Source organism: Streptomyces mesophilus (assembly GCF_011044995.1).
GTDB lineage: Bacteria > Actinomycetota > Actinomycetes > Streptomycetales > Streptomycetaceae > Streptomyces > Streptomyces mesophilus.
Genome location: NZ_JAAKZW010000194.1, coordinates 1 through 15745 on the forward strand (window position 1 = coordinate 1; position 15745 = coordinate 15745).

Consider the following 15745-nt stretch of genomic DNA (forward strand, 5'->3'; position numbering starts at 1 on the left):
GGGTGTACGAGGTGGTGGCGGAGGTGCCGGCGGGGCGTGGGGTCTGAGTCCGTCCGCTTGACCGCTGTCCGTCGGTGTGCTGGCCCGCCTGCGGTTTTGTCGTGGGGTCGGTGCCGGTCCGGGGTGCCTGTTTTACGGGCAATGGCGCCGTCTCCGCGAAGGGTGCCGTGGCCGTCGGGGGTGCCCGTAAAACAGGCACCCCTCCCCGTCCCCTTCCGCCGTCGCGCGGCTGCCGGCCGTCGGGGGTGCTGTCCTGCCGGTCGCGTCCGCTACGGCCCCTACGCCGCCGACATCAGGCGTGACAGTGAGTCGAAGTCCTCGACGCAGTGGCCGCAGCCCATGGCCACCGAGTCGAGGGGGTTGTCGGCGACGGAGACCGGGATGCCGGTGGCCGTGGCCATGCGGAGGTTCAGGCCCGGGAGCAGGGCGCCGCCGCCTGTCAGGACGATGCCGTGGCTCATGACGTCACCGGAGAGTTCGGGCGGGCACTCCTCGAGCGTGGCCTTCACGGCCTCGATGATCGCCTCGATCGGCTCGTCGAGGGCCGCGCGGATCTCCTTCACGCTCAGGTCGACCGTCTTGGGCAGACCGCCCACCTTCTCGCGCCCGCGCACCGTGAACGTCCGCATCTCGAAGGTGTCCTCGCCCGGCACCGGTCCGGCCGAGCCGATCGCCACCTTGATGTCCTCCGCGGTGCGCTCGCCGATCAGGAGCGAGTGTTCCTTGCGTACGTAATCGGTGAGCGCCACGTCGAAGCGGTCGCCGCCGACCCGCAGCGACTGTGCGGTGACGATGCCGCCGAGCGAGATCACCGCGACCTCGGCCGTACCGCCGCCGATGTCGACGACCATCGAGCCGCGCGGCTCGGAGACCGGCAGGCCCGCGCCGATCGCCGCGGCCATCGGCTCCTCGATCAGATGCACCTGCCGCGCACCCGACCGCTGCGCGGCCTGCACGATGGCCCGGCGCTCCACGGGCGTCACCCCGCTGGGCACGCAGACGACCATGCGCGTACGGGGGCGGCGGCCCGGGACGGCCCGGCGGACGAAAGCCCGGATCATCTCCTCGGCGGCCTCGTAATCGCTGATCACGCCGTCCTTGAGCGGGCGGATCGCGGTGATGGAGCCCGGGGTGCGGCCGATGGTCTCCTTGGCCTCCGTGCCGACGGCGAGCGCTCCCCGTACGCCCTCCTTGACGGCCACGACGGACGGTTCGTTGAGCACGATGCCCTGGCCGCGGGCGTAGAGCAGGGTGTTGGCGGTGCCGAGATCGATCCCTATGTCCATGATCGGCAAGTTTGCCCGGACCAGCCCGGAACAGGGCCGCCGAAGGTCCCGAACCAGGTGGGCCCAAGGTCCCGTCGGTGGCGGGCACAGGGCGAGGGCGCGGTCCGGTCGGTGGCGCGCGGCGGGCTGTCGGCGCACCTCCGTAGACTGGCGTACGTGAGTGAGCTCCCCCCGCACGACAGCAGCCGAGAAGGCCTTCCCGACGCGTTCGACGAGATCGTCTCCTCGGAGACGGACCGCGACCCCGACCTGGCGGTGATCGAGGCGGGCAGCCGTACCCTGCGCGCCCAGTCGGGCCCGCCCGCCGCCGACATCCCGGCCCGCCCCGAGGACCCCGAGGTCGACAAGGCGCTGCGCGCCGTCGAGACGGAGCTCGCCTCGCGCTGGGGCGAGACCAAGCTGGAGCCGTCGGTCAGCCGTATCAAGGCGCTGATGGACGTGCTCGGCGACCCCCAGCGCGCGTACCCCTCGATCCATCTGACGGGCACCAACGGCAAGACGTCCACGGCCCGCATGATCGAGGCGCTGCTCGCGGCCTTCGAGCTGCGCACCGGCCGCTACACCTCGCCGCATGTCCAGTCCGTCACCGAGCGCATCTCGCTCGACCAGGCGCCGATCTCCGCCGAGCGCTTCGTCGAGACGTACGAGGACATCAAGCCGTACGTCGAGATGGTGGACGCGCAGCAGGAGTACCGGCTCTCGTTCTTCGAGGTCCTGACCGGCATGGCGTACGCGGCCTTCGCCGACGCACCCGTCGACGTGGCCGTCGTCGAGGTCGGCATGGGCGGCAGCTGGGACGCCACCAACGTGATCGACGCGGATGTCGCCGTCGTCACGCCCATCGACCTCGACCACACCGACCGGCTCGGGGAGACGCCCGGCGAGATCGCCGGCGAGAAGGCCGGGATCATCAAGCAGGACGCCACGGTGATCCTCGCGCAGCAGCCCGTCGACGCGGCCCAGGTCCTTCTGAAGAAGTCCGTCGAGGTCGACGCGACGGTCGCCCGCGAGGGTCTGGAGTTCGGCGTCGTCTCGCGACGGCTCGCGGTCGGCGGCCAGATGATGACGCTGCGCGGACTCGGCGGCGAGTACGAGGAGCTGTTCCTGCCGCTGCACGGCGCGCACCAGGCGCACAACGCGGCGGTCGCGCTCGCCGCGGTCGAGGCCTTCTTCGGTGTGGGTGCGTCCCGCAGCGAACCGCTCGAGCTGGACACCGTCCGCAAGGCCTTCGCGCAGGTCACCTCGCCCGGCCGCCTGGAGCTGATCCGCACCTCGCCGACCGTGCTGCTCGACGCCGCGCACAACCCTGCCGGCGCCCGCGTCACCGCCGAGGCCATCAGCGAGGTCTTCGACTTCAGCCGGCTCATCGGCGTGGTCGGAGCGAGCGGCGACAAGGACATCCGGGGCTTCCTCGAGGCCTTCGAGCCGGTCTTCGCGGAGATCGTCGTCACGCAGAACTCCAGCCATCGCGCCATGGACGCCGACGAGCTCGCGGCCATCGCCGTCGAGGTCTTCGGCGAGGACCGCGTGCAGGTCGAGCCGCGGCTCGACGACGCCCTCGAAGCGGCGATCACGCTGGCCGAGGAAGAGGGCGAGTACACCGGCGGCGGTGTGCTCGTGACCGGTTCCGTCATCACCGTCGGCGAGGCCCGACTGCTCCTGGGGAGGGGCTGACACCGATGCGTACGCTCTGTGCTTCCACGCTGATCGGCGAGTTCTTCATCATCGGTTTCGCGGGTCTGGTCGCCATGAAGGACCCCGACCTGGCGATGGGGACGGTCTGGACGGTCTGCGGTATCGGCATGGTCCTGTCCGTGCTGCTCTGCGGAATGATCACCCGCCCCGGCGGCGTCCAGCTGGGCTGGGCGCTACAGATCGCGCTGATCGCCTCGGGCTTCATCGTCCCGGCGATGTTCTTCCTCGGCGTCTGCTTCGCGGTGCTGTGGGGGGTGTCGGTGCACTTCGGCCGGAAGATCGACGAGGCGAAGGCGCGCTTCGCTGCGCAGCAGGATGGTATGGGTGCGGACCCGGCGTGAGCGAGGGCCGAGGTCGGTCCGAGTTCAGGCCCCTTGGTGACTCCTAGTAGTCTCTGAGGCCCGCACGCCGTAGAGCCAAGGAGCCGCACACCATGACCCAGCGCACCCTCGTCCTGCTGAAGCCGGACGCCGTCCGCCGTTCGCTGGTGGGCGAGATCATCAGCCGTATCGAGCGCAAGGCCGGCTGGCAGATCACCGCGCTGGAGCTGCGCTCGCTCGGCCAGGAGACCCTCGAGCAGCACTACGGCGAGCACAAGGGCAAGCCGTTCTACGAGCCGCTCGTCGAGTTCATGTCCTCCGGCCCCGTCGTCGCGCTCGTCGTCGAGGGCGAGCGGGTCATCGAGGGCGTCCGCGCGCTGGCCGGTCCGACCGACCCGATCGCCGCCGCCCCCGGTTCGATCCGCGGCGACTTCGGCACCATCGTGCGCGAGAACCTGATCCACGCCTCGGACTCCGAGGAGTCCGCCGAGCGCGAGCTGAAGATCTTCTTCCCGGGTCTCGCGTAACACCGACTCATACGGGGGCGATGAGCGCCGCCCGTACTTTCTGATGCTCCGTCAGCCGGAGTGGGCTGGTGACCAGGGGCGGCCGCGAAAACCGCGGTCGCCTCTTGGCATATGCAAGCCGATTGGGGGAACGCATCCTTCCGTCGGCTCGTCCCCATTAGCGGGGCAGCGGTTCGTCTGCTGACAATGGCGAAGACCCCCGCACAGTGCTCGTGCAGGCGAGACTACGATGGAAGCCTCCACGCCACCGTGCCCACCGCGCCTACCTGACAAGCCATCAATGCACCATTTTGGGAAGGCCAGACGCTCCTGATGGGAACCAATATGTCGTTCATCGGCCGTGACATGGCGATCGACCTCGGGACCGCCAACACGCTGGTCTACGTCAGGGGCCGAGGGATCGTACTCAACGAACCGTCCGTGGTCGCGATCAACACGAACACCGGCGGGATCCTCGCGGTCGGCGCCGAAGCGAAGAAGATGATCGGCCGCACCCCTGGCAACATCGTGGCGGTCCGCCCGCTCAAGGACGGCGTCATCGCCGACTTCGAGATCACCGAGCGGATGCTCCGCTACTTCATCCTGAAGATCCACAAGCGCCGCTACCTCGCGCGGCCGCGCGTCGTGGTCTGTGTGCCCTCCGGTATCACCGGCGTCGAGCGTCGCGCGGTGATCGAGGCGTCCACGCAGGCCGGCGCCCGCCAGGTGCACATCATCGAGGAGCCCATGGCCGCGGCGATCGGCTCGGGCCTGCCGGTCCACGAGGCCACCGGCAACATGGTGGTCGACATCGGCGGCGGCACCACCGAAGTGGCCGTGATCTCCCTGGGAGGAATCGTCACGGCACAGTCGATCCGGGTGGCGGGCGACGAGCTGGACAACGCGATCATTCAGCACATCAAGAAGGAGTACAGCCTCCTCCTCGGTGAGCGGACCGCCGAGCAGATCAAGATCACGATCGGTTCGGCGTACGACCTGGACACCGACGAGCACACCGAGATCCGCGGCCGTGACCTGGTCTCGGGTCTGCCCAAGACCGTGGTGATCTCCGCGGCCGAGGTGCGCAAGGCCATCGAGGAGCCGGTCAACGCGATCGTGGACGCGGTCAAGACCACCCTGGACAAGTGCCCGCCGGAGCTGTCGGGCGACGTGATGGACCGCGGCATCGTGCTCACCGGCGGCGGCGCCCTGCTGCGCGGCCTGGACGAGCGCCTGCGCCGCGAGACCGGTATGCCGATCCACATCGCCGAGGACCCGCTGGACTCGGTGGCGCTCGGCTCCGGCAAGTGCGTCGAGGAGTTCGAGGCGCTGCAGCAGGTGCTCGACGCGTCGCCGCGCAGATGACGTAAAAACCATCGATCCGCCGTACGAAGCTGCCACTTCGTACGGCGGATCGTTGATATAGAGGCAAGACACCAATAACCGCATAAGGGCACTAACCGGGATGCGCTCCGCAGGCGGTCCCGGCCATGGCAAGTACATCCAATGAGGAAGGCACGGCCGCCGCACGTGAGGGACACACGAGAGAGCCGGCTGCTCCTGGTGCTGCTGATCGCCATCGCGTTCGCGCTGATCACGGTGGATATCCGGGGTGGCGAGGAGTCTCCGGTCGACGGTGCCCGGCAGGCCGCCGCGACCGTCTTCGGTCCGGTGGAGAACGGGGTCTCGGCCGCGGTCGACCCGATCGGCAACGCCATAAAGGCCGTCAGGGAGTCGGGCGACCGCCACACCCGGATCAGTCAACTCGAGCGCGAGAACGCCGCTTTGAAGGCGAAGCTCGGCAGTGACGACCGCAACCGCAGCCGGGTCCGCCAGCTCGACAAGATGCTGAAGACCGCCGGCGCCGGACAGTACGGCATCAAGGGTGCGCAGGTCATCGGCATAGGAGCGGCCCAGGGCTTCTCCTGGACCGTGACGATCGACGCCGGCGCCAATGACGGCCTCAAGCGCGACATGACCGTGCTCAACGGCGACGGTCTCGTCGGCCGCGTCACCACCGTCGGACCCAGCACCTCCACCGTGCTGCTCGCCACCGACCCGGACTTCACCGTCGGCACGCGCATGGAGAACAGCGACGAGCTGGGCTTCGCGACCGGCCAGGGCGACCGTCCGCTATCGGTGCAGATGCTCAACGGCAAGGCCAAGGTCAAGAAGGGCGACCGGATGGTCACCTTCGGCTCGCAGGCCGACAAGCCCTTCGTGCCGGGCGTCCCGATCGGCACGGTCGTCAAGGTCGACCCCTCCGACGGCGGTCTGACCCGGACCGTGCACCTGGAGCCGTATGTCGGCTTCACGCAGCTCGATGTCGTCGGCGTGGTCGTGGAGGCCCCGCGCACCGACCCGCGCGACAAGGTGCTGCCCGAGCCGGTCAAGCCCAAGCCGACGCCGACCGTGACCGTGACGGTGACGCCGAACGCGAACGGTGAGTACCCGGCCGAAGGGGAAGGCGAGGACGCGGCGGGCGGCCAGAACCCGCCGACCGGTGCGAGCCGGGACCCGAACGCCGGCAATGCACAGGACGACCAGGAGTAACTGCCATGCGCTTCAACCGGATGCTCCTGTCGACCACCTTGGTCGTCGTCGCGCTCGTCGTGCAGGTCAGCGTGCTGGCCCGGCTCCACCTGCCCGGCGCCGTCCCCGACCTGCTGCTCCTGACCGTGCTCGGCCTCGCGCTCGTGTACGGGCATGTCGGCGGCTGTCTCGTCGGCTTCGGCGCGGGTCTGCTCGCCGACCTCGCCCCGCCCGCCGACCATGCCGCCGGACGCTACGCCCTGGTGCTCTGCGTGATCGGCTACCTCGCCGGGCTCGTGAAGCCCGAGAGCGGCCAGCTGCGCACCGCCACCGGACCGATGGCGGTCGTCGTCGGCGCCGCGATCGGCTCGACCCTCCTGTACGCGGGGGTGGGCGCCCTCGTCGGTGACACGGCCGCCCGCCATGTGGGCCTCGGCGGCCTGCTGTTCAGCGCCACGCTCTACGATCTGCTGCTCGCCCCGTTCGTCGTTCCGGCCGTCATGTGGCTGGCCAGACGCGCCGAGAACGATCCGCTGGCCGAGACCGGCGGCGCCTCCGGCAAGGCGAGCGATGTCGCCTCCGGCTGGCTCTCCTCGGGTACGGGCCTGAGGATCGGCAGCCAGCGCGGTGGATTCCGTATGAAGGCAAGCAAGGCCCGCGTCGCCAGGGCCGGACGTATCAAGGGGGTCAAGCGCCTGTGACCAATATTCCGGAGACCGGCCGGACACCCCGTGTCCAGATCCGCCTGATCATCCTGCAGATCCTGGTCCTGTCCCTGCTCCTCACCCTCGGCGGCCGCCTCTGGTACCTCCAGGTGCGCAACGGCGACGAGTACGCCGACGAGGCCAACGGCAACCACGTCCAGCGCGTGGTGCAGCCCGCCGTACGCGGCTCGATCCTGGACGCGCGCGGCGTACCGCTCGCCGACAACGAGACCCGGCTCGTGGTCTCCGCCTCGCGCACCGAGCTGATGAAGATGAAGGACGACGGCGAAGCGGTCCTCACCCGGCTCGCCGAGGTGCTCGGGATGACGCCCAAGGACGTCGCCGACAAGGTGCGCCTGTGCAACGCCGAGACCCCGCAGCCCTGTTGGAACGGATCGCCGTACCAGCCCATCCCGATCACCGACGAGGCAACGCCCAAGCAGGCCCTGCAGATCCGTGAGCGCGCCGAGGACTTCCCCGGCATCACCGCCGAACCCACCGCGGTGCGCCGCTACACGGCGCCCGGATCGGCCAGGACCTCCCAGGTGCTCGGCTATCTCTCGCCCGTCACGGACGAGGAGATCCAGGGCGCCAAGGACACCGACTCGCCGTATCTGCGCAGCGACCAGGTGGGCCGTTCGGGCCTCGAGCGCACCTACGACAAGCAGCTGCGCGGCAAGGCAGGCGTCACCGCGTACGAGGTCGACAAGCTCGGCCGCGTGATGCGCCAGACGCAGGCCGAGCCCGCCCAGCCCGGGGCCAACGTCGTCACCAGCATCGACGCCCAGGTGCAGCGGGTCGCCGAGTACGAGCTCAACGAGGCGATGAAGGCCGCCCGCAAGGAGTTCGACGACAACACCGGGATGAACTACAAGGCCGACTCGGGCGCCGTCGTCGTGATGGAGTCCAAGACCGGCCGGATCGTGTCGATGGCATCGCAGCCGGACTACGACCCCAACGCCTGGGTCGGCGGTATTTCGGGCAAGGACTACACCAAGCTGACCAGCAAGAAGTCCAACTACCCGCTGCTGAACAGGGCCATCCAGGGCCAGGCCGCCCCCGGCTCGATCTTCAAGGTCATCCCGACCACGGCGGCGGTCAACGCGGGCTATGAGTTCAACGGCCGCTACCCCTGCCCGAGTTCGTACTCGATCGGCGGCCAGGTCTTCAAGAACTTCGAGTCCCAGGGCCACGGCAGCATCACCCTCGGCCAGGCCCTCGAGGTCTCCTGCGACACCGTCTACTACTCGCTCGCCCACCAGCAGTGGCAGAAGGACGGCGGCAACAAGCCGAGGAAGAGCGCCAAGGACTGGTTCTACAAGACGGCCCACCAGTTCGGCCTCGGCCAGGAGACCGGCATCGACCTGCCCAACGAGGTCACCGGGCGCGTCCCCGACCGCCAGTGGAAGAAGGACTACTGGGCGGCCAACAAGGACGCCTGGTGCAAGCAGGGCAAGAAGTCCGGCGACTACGCCGAGCGCATCGCGTACGAGAACTGCCTCGAAGGCATGAAGATGCGCGCCGGTGACTCCGTCAACTACTCGATCGGCCAGGGCGACACCCTCGTCACGCCGATCCAGATGGCCACCATCTACGCGGCCCTGTCCAACGGCGGCACGCTCTACGACCCCACCGTCGGCAAGGCGATCATCAGCCCCGACGGCAAGCGGACCGAGGAGATCAAGCCGAAGGCGCACGGCAAGCTGCCGATGAACGCCAAGACGCACGACTTGATAAACGATGCCCTCGCGGGAGTCGCCACCCGCGGTACCGCCGCCTGGAGGTTCGGCGGCTGGCCGCAGGACAAGATCCCGATGCACGCCAAGACGGGTACCGCGGAGGTCTACGGCAAGCAGACCACCTCGTGGTTCGCCACGTACACCAAGGACTACACGATCGTGATGACCATCGCGCAGGGTGGTACGGGCTCCGGTGCCTCGGGCCCCGCCGTGCGCAAGATCTACGACGCGATGTACGGGCTCGACGCCGAAGGCAACCAGGACCTGAAGAAGGCGCTGCTGCCCAAGCCGCAGTCGTCCCTGCCGAAGATCGAGACCGATGGCTCGATCGACGTGCCCAAGATCAAGCCGTACGAGCCGAACAAGGAGAAGCCGCCGGCCCAGCAGGAGCTGGCGGCGGGCCTGGCGCCCGTGAACCCGGGGAGGCGTGACTGATGGGCGGCTTCTCCGTCTCCGGGTACGGGCCCGAACGCACCACCATGTCCAAGCTGTTCGCGCGTGACTCGATCGCGCGGCGGCTCGACTGGCCGATGCTCCTGGCCACGCTCGCCCTCTCGGTCATCGGCTCGGCCCTGGTCTACTCGGCCACCCGCAACCGCACCGAGCTCGTCGGCGACGACCCGTACGCGTATCTGCTCAAGCACCTGCTGAACATCGGCATCGGCATCGGCCTGATGATCGGCACCGTCTGGCTCGGCCACCGCACCCTGCGCACGGCCGTGCCGATCCTGTACGGCGTCTCCGTCTTCCTCGTGCTGCTCGTGCTCACCCCGCTCGGCACCACCATCAACGGTGCGCACGCCTGGCTCGACCTGGGCGGACTCTCGCTGCAGCCCTCGGAGTTCGTGAAGGTCACGATCATCCTGGGCATGGCGATGCTGCTCGCCGCGCGCGTGGACGCCGGCGACCGCGAGCACCCCGACCACCGCACGGTGATGCAGGCGCTCGGTCTGGCCGCGGTCCCGATAATGATCACGATGCTGATGCCGGACCTCGGCTCGGTCATGGTGATGGCGATGATCGTCCTCGGGGTGCTGCTCGCCTCCGGGGCCTCCAACCGCTGGATCCTCGGCCTGCTCGGCACGGGCGCGGCCGGCGCCCTCGCCATCTGGCAGCTCGGTGTGCTCGACGACTACCAGATCGCCCGCTTCGCGGCCTTCGCCAACCCCGCGCTCGACCCCTCCGGCGTCGGCTACAACACCAACCAGGCGCGTATCGCGATCGGTTCGGGCGGGCTCACCGGTTCCGGACTCGGCAACGGGTCGCAGACCACCGGGCAGTTCGTGCCCGAGCAGCAGACCGACTTCATCTTCACCGTGGCCGGTGAGGAACTCGGCTTCCTCGGCGCCGGATTGATCATCCTGCTGCTCGGCGTCGTCCTGTGGCGCGCCTGCCGCATCGCCCGCGGGACCACCGAGCTGTACGGGACGATCGTGGCCGCAGGGATCATCGCGTGGTTCGCGTTCCAGGCCTTCGAGAACATCGGGATGTGCCTCGGCATCATGCCGGTGGCCGGTCTGCCGCTGCCCTTCGTGTCGTACGGCGGCACGTCGATGTTCGCGGTGTGGATCGCGATCGGGCTGCTGCAGTCGATCCGGGTGCAGCGGCCGATGTCGGCATAGCTCAGCGGTCCAGGTCGGCGGTGGGCAGCGGTCCAGGTCGGCATGGAACGTCCTCGCCCAGGCCACTTCCCGTTCACGGGACGGTAAACGGCATCTGGTTCCCGCGCCCTTTCGCGTCTAGATTCGCTTCATGGCGGAGACGAAGCGCGAGATCGAGCGGAAGTACGAAGCCGGTCCAGGCGGGAAACTGCCCTCCCTGGCCAAGGTCGCGGGCGTCTCGTCCGTCATCGACAAGGGCATCACCGAACTCGACGCCGTCTACTACGACACCGAGGATCTCCGGCTCGCCGCCTCCTCGCGCACCCTGCGCCGCCGCACCGGCGGCGACGACGCCGGCTGGCACCTCAAGCTGCCGGTCTCCACCGGGGTGCGCGACGAGGTGCACGCCCCCCTCTCCGCCGCTGTGCCGCGCGTGCTCGCCGGCCTCGTCCGCTCCCGGGTCCGCGAACGGCAGCTGGTCCCGGTCGTACGGCTGCGCTCCGAGCGCGATCTGCGCCACCTCGTGGACGCGGCCGGTGCGCTGCTCGCCGAGGTCAGCATCGACGCCGTACAGGCCGAGCGGCTCACCGAGGGCGGCGGCTCCACCGCCTGGACCGAGATCGAGGTCGAGCTGGCCGACGGCGTCGACCCCGCCTTCCTCGACAAGGTCGAGAAGCGGCTGCGCAAGGCCGGGATCGAACCCGCCACGTCCGCCTCCAAGCTGGCCCGCGCGCTCGCCGAGACCGGCCTGGCGCCCATCGAGCCGATCGCCCCCGCCAAGCCGGTCAGCGCCGGCGAACACGTCCTCGCCTACGTCCGCGCCCAGCGCGACGCCCTCGTCGCCCTCGACCCCGCCGTACGTCAGGACCAGCCCGACTCCGTCCACCAGATGCGGGTCGCCACGCGCCGGATGCGCAGCGCCTTCCGCAGTTACGGGAAGATCCTCGACCGGACCGTCACCGACCCGATCGGTGAGGAACTCAAGTGGCTGGCCGGCGAGTTGGGCCTCGACCGGGACCGCGAGGTGCTCACCGAGCGCATCCAGACCGCCGTCGCCGAGCTGCCGCGGGCGCTCACCGCCGGGCCCGTCCGCACCCGCCTGCGCATCTGGTCGGCCGCGCGGCGCAGCGGCACCAAGCGCCATGTCACGGCGGTCCTCGACGGCAAGCGCTACCTCGCGCTGCTCGACACCCTCGACGCCCTGCTGGCCGAACCGCCCGTGCTGCCCGCGGCCGGCAAGGCCCCCGCAGGCGTACTGGCCAAGGCGGTCCTGCGCGACCACCGCAAGCTCGCCGACCACATCCGGCGGGCGCTGGACGTACCCTCCTCGCCCGAGCGCGACCTCGAGATGCACGAGGCCCGCAAGAAGGCCAAGCGCACCCGCTACGCCGCCGAGCTCGCGACCCCCGCGCTCGGCAAACCGGCCAAGGCGATGGCCTCGTACGCGAAGAGCCTGCAAGGGCTGCTCGGCGAGCACCAGGACTCCGTGATGTGCCGCGAGGCCCTGCGCGAGATCGCGGCGCAGGCTTCGGCGGCGGGGGAGAACTCCTTCACGTACGGGCTCCTGTACGGCCGCGAGGAGCGGGCGGCCGCCGACTGCGAGCGCGATCTGCCCGCTCTCAGCCCGCAGGAGCACCCCGAATATGCCTCCGGCCTGCACGAAGTCAAGTAACCCCGCGGGACACGTTAGTCTGGAGGGTCACCCCTGCCAGCTCATCGAAGGTCACCGCGATGCCTGTCGAGTCCGTCTTCCCCCAGCTTGAAGCGCTGCTGCCGCATGTGCAGAAGCCCATTCAGTACGTGGGCGGAGAGCTGAACTCCACCGTGAAGCCGTGGGAGGAGTGCGACGTCCGCTGGGCGCTCATGTACCCGGACGCGTACGAGGTCGGTCTCCCCAACCAGGGCGTCATGATCCTTTACGAGGTCCTCAACGAGCGCGCGGGCGTCCTCGCCGAGCGCACGTACAGCGTGTGGCCCGACCTGGAGGCGCTCATGCGCGAGCACCGGGTCCCGCAGTTCACCGTGGACTCGCACCGCCCGGTGAAGGCCTTCGACGTGTTCGGCCTGTCCTTCTCCACGGAGCTGGGCTACACGAACATGCTCACGGCCCTGGACCTCGCGGGCATCCCGCTGGAGTCGAAGGACCGCGGCCTCGACGACCCGATCGTCCTCGCGGGCGGCCACGCGGCCTTCAACCCCGAGCCGATCGCGGACTTCATCGACGCCGCGATCATCGGCGACGGCGAGCAGGCCGTGCTCGACATGACCGAGATCATCCGCCACTGGAAGGCCGAAGGCCGTCCGGGCGGACGCGAGGAGGTGCTGCTGCGCCTCGCGAAGACCGGCAGCGTCTACATCCCCGCGTTCTACGACGTCGAATACCTGCCCGACGGCCGGATCGGCCGCGTCGTGCCGAACCGCTCGGGCGTGCCGTGGCGCGTCTCCAAGCACACCGTCATGGACCTCGACGAGTGGCCCTACCCCAAGCAGCCGCTGGTCCCGCTCGCGGAGACCGTGCACGAGCGCATGTCCGTGGAGATCTTCCGCGGCTGCACCCGCGGCTGCCGCTTCTGCCAGGCCGGCATGATCACGCGTCCCGTACGGGAGCGAAGCATCACCGGCATCGGCGACATGGTGGAGAAGGGCCTCAAGGCGACCGGCTTCGAGGAGGTCGGCCTGCTGTCGCTGTCCTCCGCGGACCACTCCGAGATCGGGGACATCGCCAAGGGCCTCGCGGACCGGTACGAGGAAGACAAGATCGGCCTCTCGCTGCCGTCGACCCGCGTGGACGCCTTCAACGTCGACCTCGCCAATGAGCTCACCCGCAACGGCCGGCGCTCGGGTCTGACCTTCGCGCCCGAGGGCGGCTCCGAGCGCATGCGCAAGGTCATCAACAAGATGGTCTCCGAAGAGGACCTCATCCGGACCGTCGCCACCGCGTACGGCAACGGCTGGCGCCAGGTGAAGCTCTACTTCATGTGCGGTCTGCCGACGGAGACCGACGAGGACGTGCTGCAGATCGCCGACATGGCCACGTCCGTGATCGCCAAGGGCCGCGAGGTCTCGGGCAAGAACGACATCCGCGCCACGGTCTCCATCGGCGGCTTCGTCCCCAAGCCCCACACCCCGTTCCAGTGGGCCCCGCAGCTCAGCGCGGAGGAGACGGACGCCCGTCTCGAAAAGCTCCGCGACAAGATCCGCGGCGACAAGAAGTACGGCCGCTCCATCGGCTTCCGCTACCACGACGGCAAGCCCGGCATCGTCGAGGGCCTGCTGTCGCGCGGTGACCGCCGCATCGGTGCGGTCATCCGCGCGGTGTACGAGGACGGCGGCCGCTTCGACGGCTGGCGCGAGCACTTCTCGTACGACCGCTGGATGGCCTGCGCGGACAAGACGCTGCCCGCGATGGGCGTGGACGTCGACTGGTACACGACGCGTGAGCGCACGTACGAGGAGGTCCTGCCCTGGGACCACCTGGACTCGGGCCTCGACAAGGACTGGCTCTGGGAGGACTGGCAGGACGCCCTCGACGAGACCGAGGTCGAGGACTGCCGCTGGACGCCCTGCTTCGACTGCGGCGTCTGCCCGGCGATGCAGACCGAGATCCAGGTCGGCCCGACGGGCAAGAAGCTGCTGCCGTTGATGGTGAAGCAGCCCGAGACGAGCGGGCACGCGCACTGACGTGGCGTGACGTGACGTGATGTGAACGGGCGGGCCGTGACCGGGAGGTCACGGCCCGTCTTTCGTGCGCAGCACGATTTTCGTGTGCAGCGCCGAGAGCATCGGGAAGGCCATGGCCAGCGCGAATCCGCCGAACGGCAGGACGAACAGCAGAGTGACGAGGACCGCGGTGGTGATGAGCGTGCCGCGTGCGGGGTCGCTTCCCACGACGAAGACCGCGGGGTCCTCTTCGGGGGCGGGGAAGCCTCGTCCGGGGACCAGCCGGGCGTCGGCGTAGGCCTTCTCGGGGCGGCATTCCTTGCCCTCGGGGAGTTCGATCACGGTGCGGTCGAGGGGCTTGGTGTCGTCGGCGGCGGCGGCTGCTTCGGGGGTTCCGGTGTCTTGGGTCTCTTCGGTCGGGATGAAGCGGCCGACGCAGTACGTGCCCTGCGACTCGGAGTGCGTCTGTTCCCGGATGACGACCACCGAGCCCCGGATGCCGCCCTCGCCCCGCGCGGCCCGGGCCCGCTCGGCGGCCTGGTCGACCGCGAGGACGGCTGTGCACAGGGCGATCGTGCCGACGGCGGCGCAGACCAGCCAGATCGCCACGGCGATGATCGTCGACCTTCGGTCCTCCAGCAGGCCTGAGACATCTCTGTCCCGGATCAGCCCTCTCCTCTTGCGCAACGGCCCCCCAGCGCTTGCGTGTTGGTGCAGGCTATCGCTCCCGAGCCGCTCGTGAGAGAAGCTGCTGCGGCGGGCTGATCTTGTCCGGGGGTCGTGCGGCCGGGCAGACTTCCCGGCCATGGCCTTTCATGTGCGCGGGACCGTATTGCCGGACGGGGTGGCTCGAGACCTGTGGATTCTGGGGGATCGGATCACCTTTGAGCGGCCGGGTGTCGAGTGTGTGACGCTGGCCGACGGTGGGTTTCTGTTGCCGGGGCTTGTGGATGTGCATACGCATCCGGGGGCTGTGGGGGACGCCTCGACGCCGCCCGGTTTTGATGCCGGGCTGTTCGCCGAGCAGATCGATGCGCACCGGGACGCGGGGACGGCGGCGCTGCGGTTTCCCGGGCTGACCGGTGAGGTACCGGATGAGGTGCGGGACGCGCCGGGTGCGCCGCGGATGATCACGGCGGGGCGGTGGCTGGCGTGGGCCGGTCTTTCGCGGAGTGCCGAATTCCACACCGTGACCGATGAGTTGGCCGCGGCGGCGGTCAAGGAGGCGCTGGCCAACGACGGTTGGTGCAAGATCATGGGGGACTGGGACTTCGATGCGCCGCCCGTTCCGTACGAGGTGATGCGGGCCGTTGTCGAGGCGGTGCACGCGGTCGGTGGGCGGGTCGCGGCCCACTGCCAGTCCGCCGAAGGGGTGTTGCAGGCGGCGCGGGCCGGGATCGACTCCATCGAGCACGGGATGGGGATGCCGGAGGAGTGCGTCGGGCTGATGGCCGCGAGCGGGGCCGCGTATGTCCCCACGCTGACGGCCTTCGCGGGGGGTCGTGCGGAGGTGGCCGCGCGGGGGACGGCGCGGGCCGCTCTGTGGCTTTCCGGGCACGACACGATGATCCGGCGGGTGCGGGAGGCGCACGATGCGGGGGTGACGGTGCTGGCCGGGACGGATTCGGCGCCGTTCGGGAACGTGGCCGCGGAGGTGGGGCATCTTGTGGCGGCGGGGCTTCCGGCCGAGGCGGCGGTGGGG

The 15745-nt window shown here is 69.6% G+C and carries 13 protein-coding genes; 11 read left to right on the top strand and 2 right to left on the bottom strand.

Annotated elements, in window-relative coordinates; translation table 11 throughout:
- Positions 1-278 precede the first annotated feature (278 nt).
- Entirely contained in the window at positions 279-1286 is a 1008-nt protein-coding gene (locus G6045_RS31385) for a rod shape-determining protein (protein ID WP_165335553.1), read from the bottom strand.
- A 156-nt stretch (positions 1287-1442) separates the two neighbouring features.
- Between G6045_RS31385 and folC the strand changes: the two genes are divergently transcribed.
- The 10 genes from folC to G6045_RS31435 all read left to right on the top strand — a co-directional run bounded on the left by folC (position 1443) and on the right by G6045_RS31435 (position 14064).
- Positions 1443-2960 carry a bifunctional tetrahydrofolate synthase/dihydrofolate synthase gene (gene folC, locus G6045_RS31390; protein WP_165335554.1) on the top strand — a complete coding sequence of 506 codons (1518 nt, stop codon included), beginning with the start codon at positions 1443-1445 and terminating at the stop codon, positions 2958-2960.
- Positions 2961-2965: 5 nt separating this feature from the next.
- Positions 2966-3322 carry a DUF4233 domain-containing protein gene (locus G6045_RS31395; protein WP_165335555.1) on the top strand — a complete coding sequence of 119 codons (357 nt, stop codon included), beginning with the start codon at positions 2966-2968 and terminating at the stop codon, positions 3320-3322.
- A 92-nt stretch (positions 3323-3414) separates the two neighbouring features.
- On the top strand, positions 3415-3828 hold the full coding sequence (gene ndk, locus G6045_RS31400) for a nucleoside-diphosphate kinase (protein ID WP_165335556.1): 414 nt from the start codon (positions 3415-3417) through the stop codon (positions 3826-3828).
- A gap of 324 nt (positions 3829-4152) precedes the next feature.
- Positions 4153-5172 (top strand): rod shape-determining protein, encoded by a 1020-nt coding sequence (locus tag G6045_RS31405; protein ID WP_165335565.1) that lies wholly within the window; start codon positions 4153-4155, stop codon positions 5170-5172.
- A 165-nt stretch (positions 5173-5337) separates the two neighbouring features.
- Complete coding sequence (gene mreC, locus G6045_RS31410) at positions 5338-6360, top strand: rod shape-determining protein MreC (RefSeq protein ID WP_165335557.1); 1023 nt, start codon at positions 5338-5340, stop codon at positions 6358-6360.
- A 5-nt stretch (positions 6361-6365) separates the two neighbouring features.
- Positions 6366-7040 (top strand): rod shape-determining protein MreD, encoded by a 675-nt coding sequence (gene mreD / locus G6045_RS31415; RefSeq protein WP_165335558.1) that lies wholly within the window; start codon positions 6366-6368, stop codon positions 7038-7040.
- Positions 7037-9217: a penicillin-binding protein 2 gene (gene mrdA / locus G6045_RS31420; RefSeq protein ID WP_165335559.1), complete on the top strand. Its 2181-nt coding sequence runs from the start codon at positions 7037-7039 to the stop codon at positions 9215-9217. Before mreD ends, mrdA begins: the two co-directional genes overlap by 4 nt.
- Positions 9217-10404 carry a rod shape-determining protein RodA gene (gene rodA / locus G6045_RS31425; RefSeq protein ID WP_165335560.1) on the top strand — a complete coding sequence of 396 codons (1188 nt, stop codon included), beginning with the start codon at positions 9217-9219 and terminating at the stop codon, positions 10402-10404. The genes mrdA and rodA overlap by 1 nt, the downstream gene beginning before the upstream one ends.
- 130 nt (positions 10405-10534) lie before the next feature.
- On the top strand, positions 10535-12055 hold the full coding sequence (locus tag G6045_RS31430; protein WP_165335561.1) for a CYTH and CHAD domain-containing protein: 1521 nt from the start codon (positions 10535-10537) through the stop codon (positions 12053-12055).
- A 59-nt stretch (positions 12056-12114) separates the two neighbouring features.
- Positions 12115-14064, top strand: a complete 1950-nt coding sequence (locus tag G6045_RS31435) for a TIGR03960 family B12-binding radical SAM protein (protein WP_165335562.1) — start codon at positions 12115-12117, stop codon at positions 14062-14064.
- Positions 14065-14112: 48 nt separating this feature from the next.
- Here G6045_RS31435 and G6045_RS31440 read toward each other — a convergent pair whose 3' ends face one another.
- Positions 14113-14652, bottom strand: a complete 540-nt coding sequence (locus G6045_RS31440) for a hypothetical protein (RefSeq protein ID WP_165335563.1) — start codon at positions 14650-14652, stop codon at positions 14113-14115.
- Positions 14653-14848: 196 nt separating this feature from the next.
- Here G6045_RS31440 and G6045_RS31445 point away from each other — a divergent pair.
- On the top strand, positions 14849-15745 hold an 897-nt coding region (locus G6045_RS31445), incomplete at its 3' end, for an amidohydrolase family protein (RefSeq protein WP_165335564.1).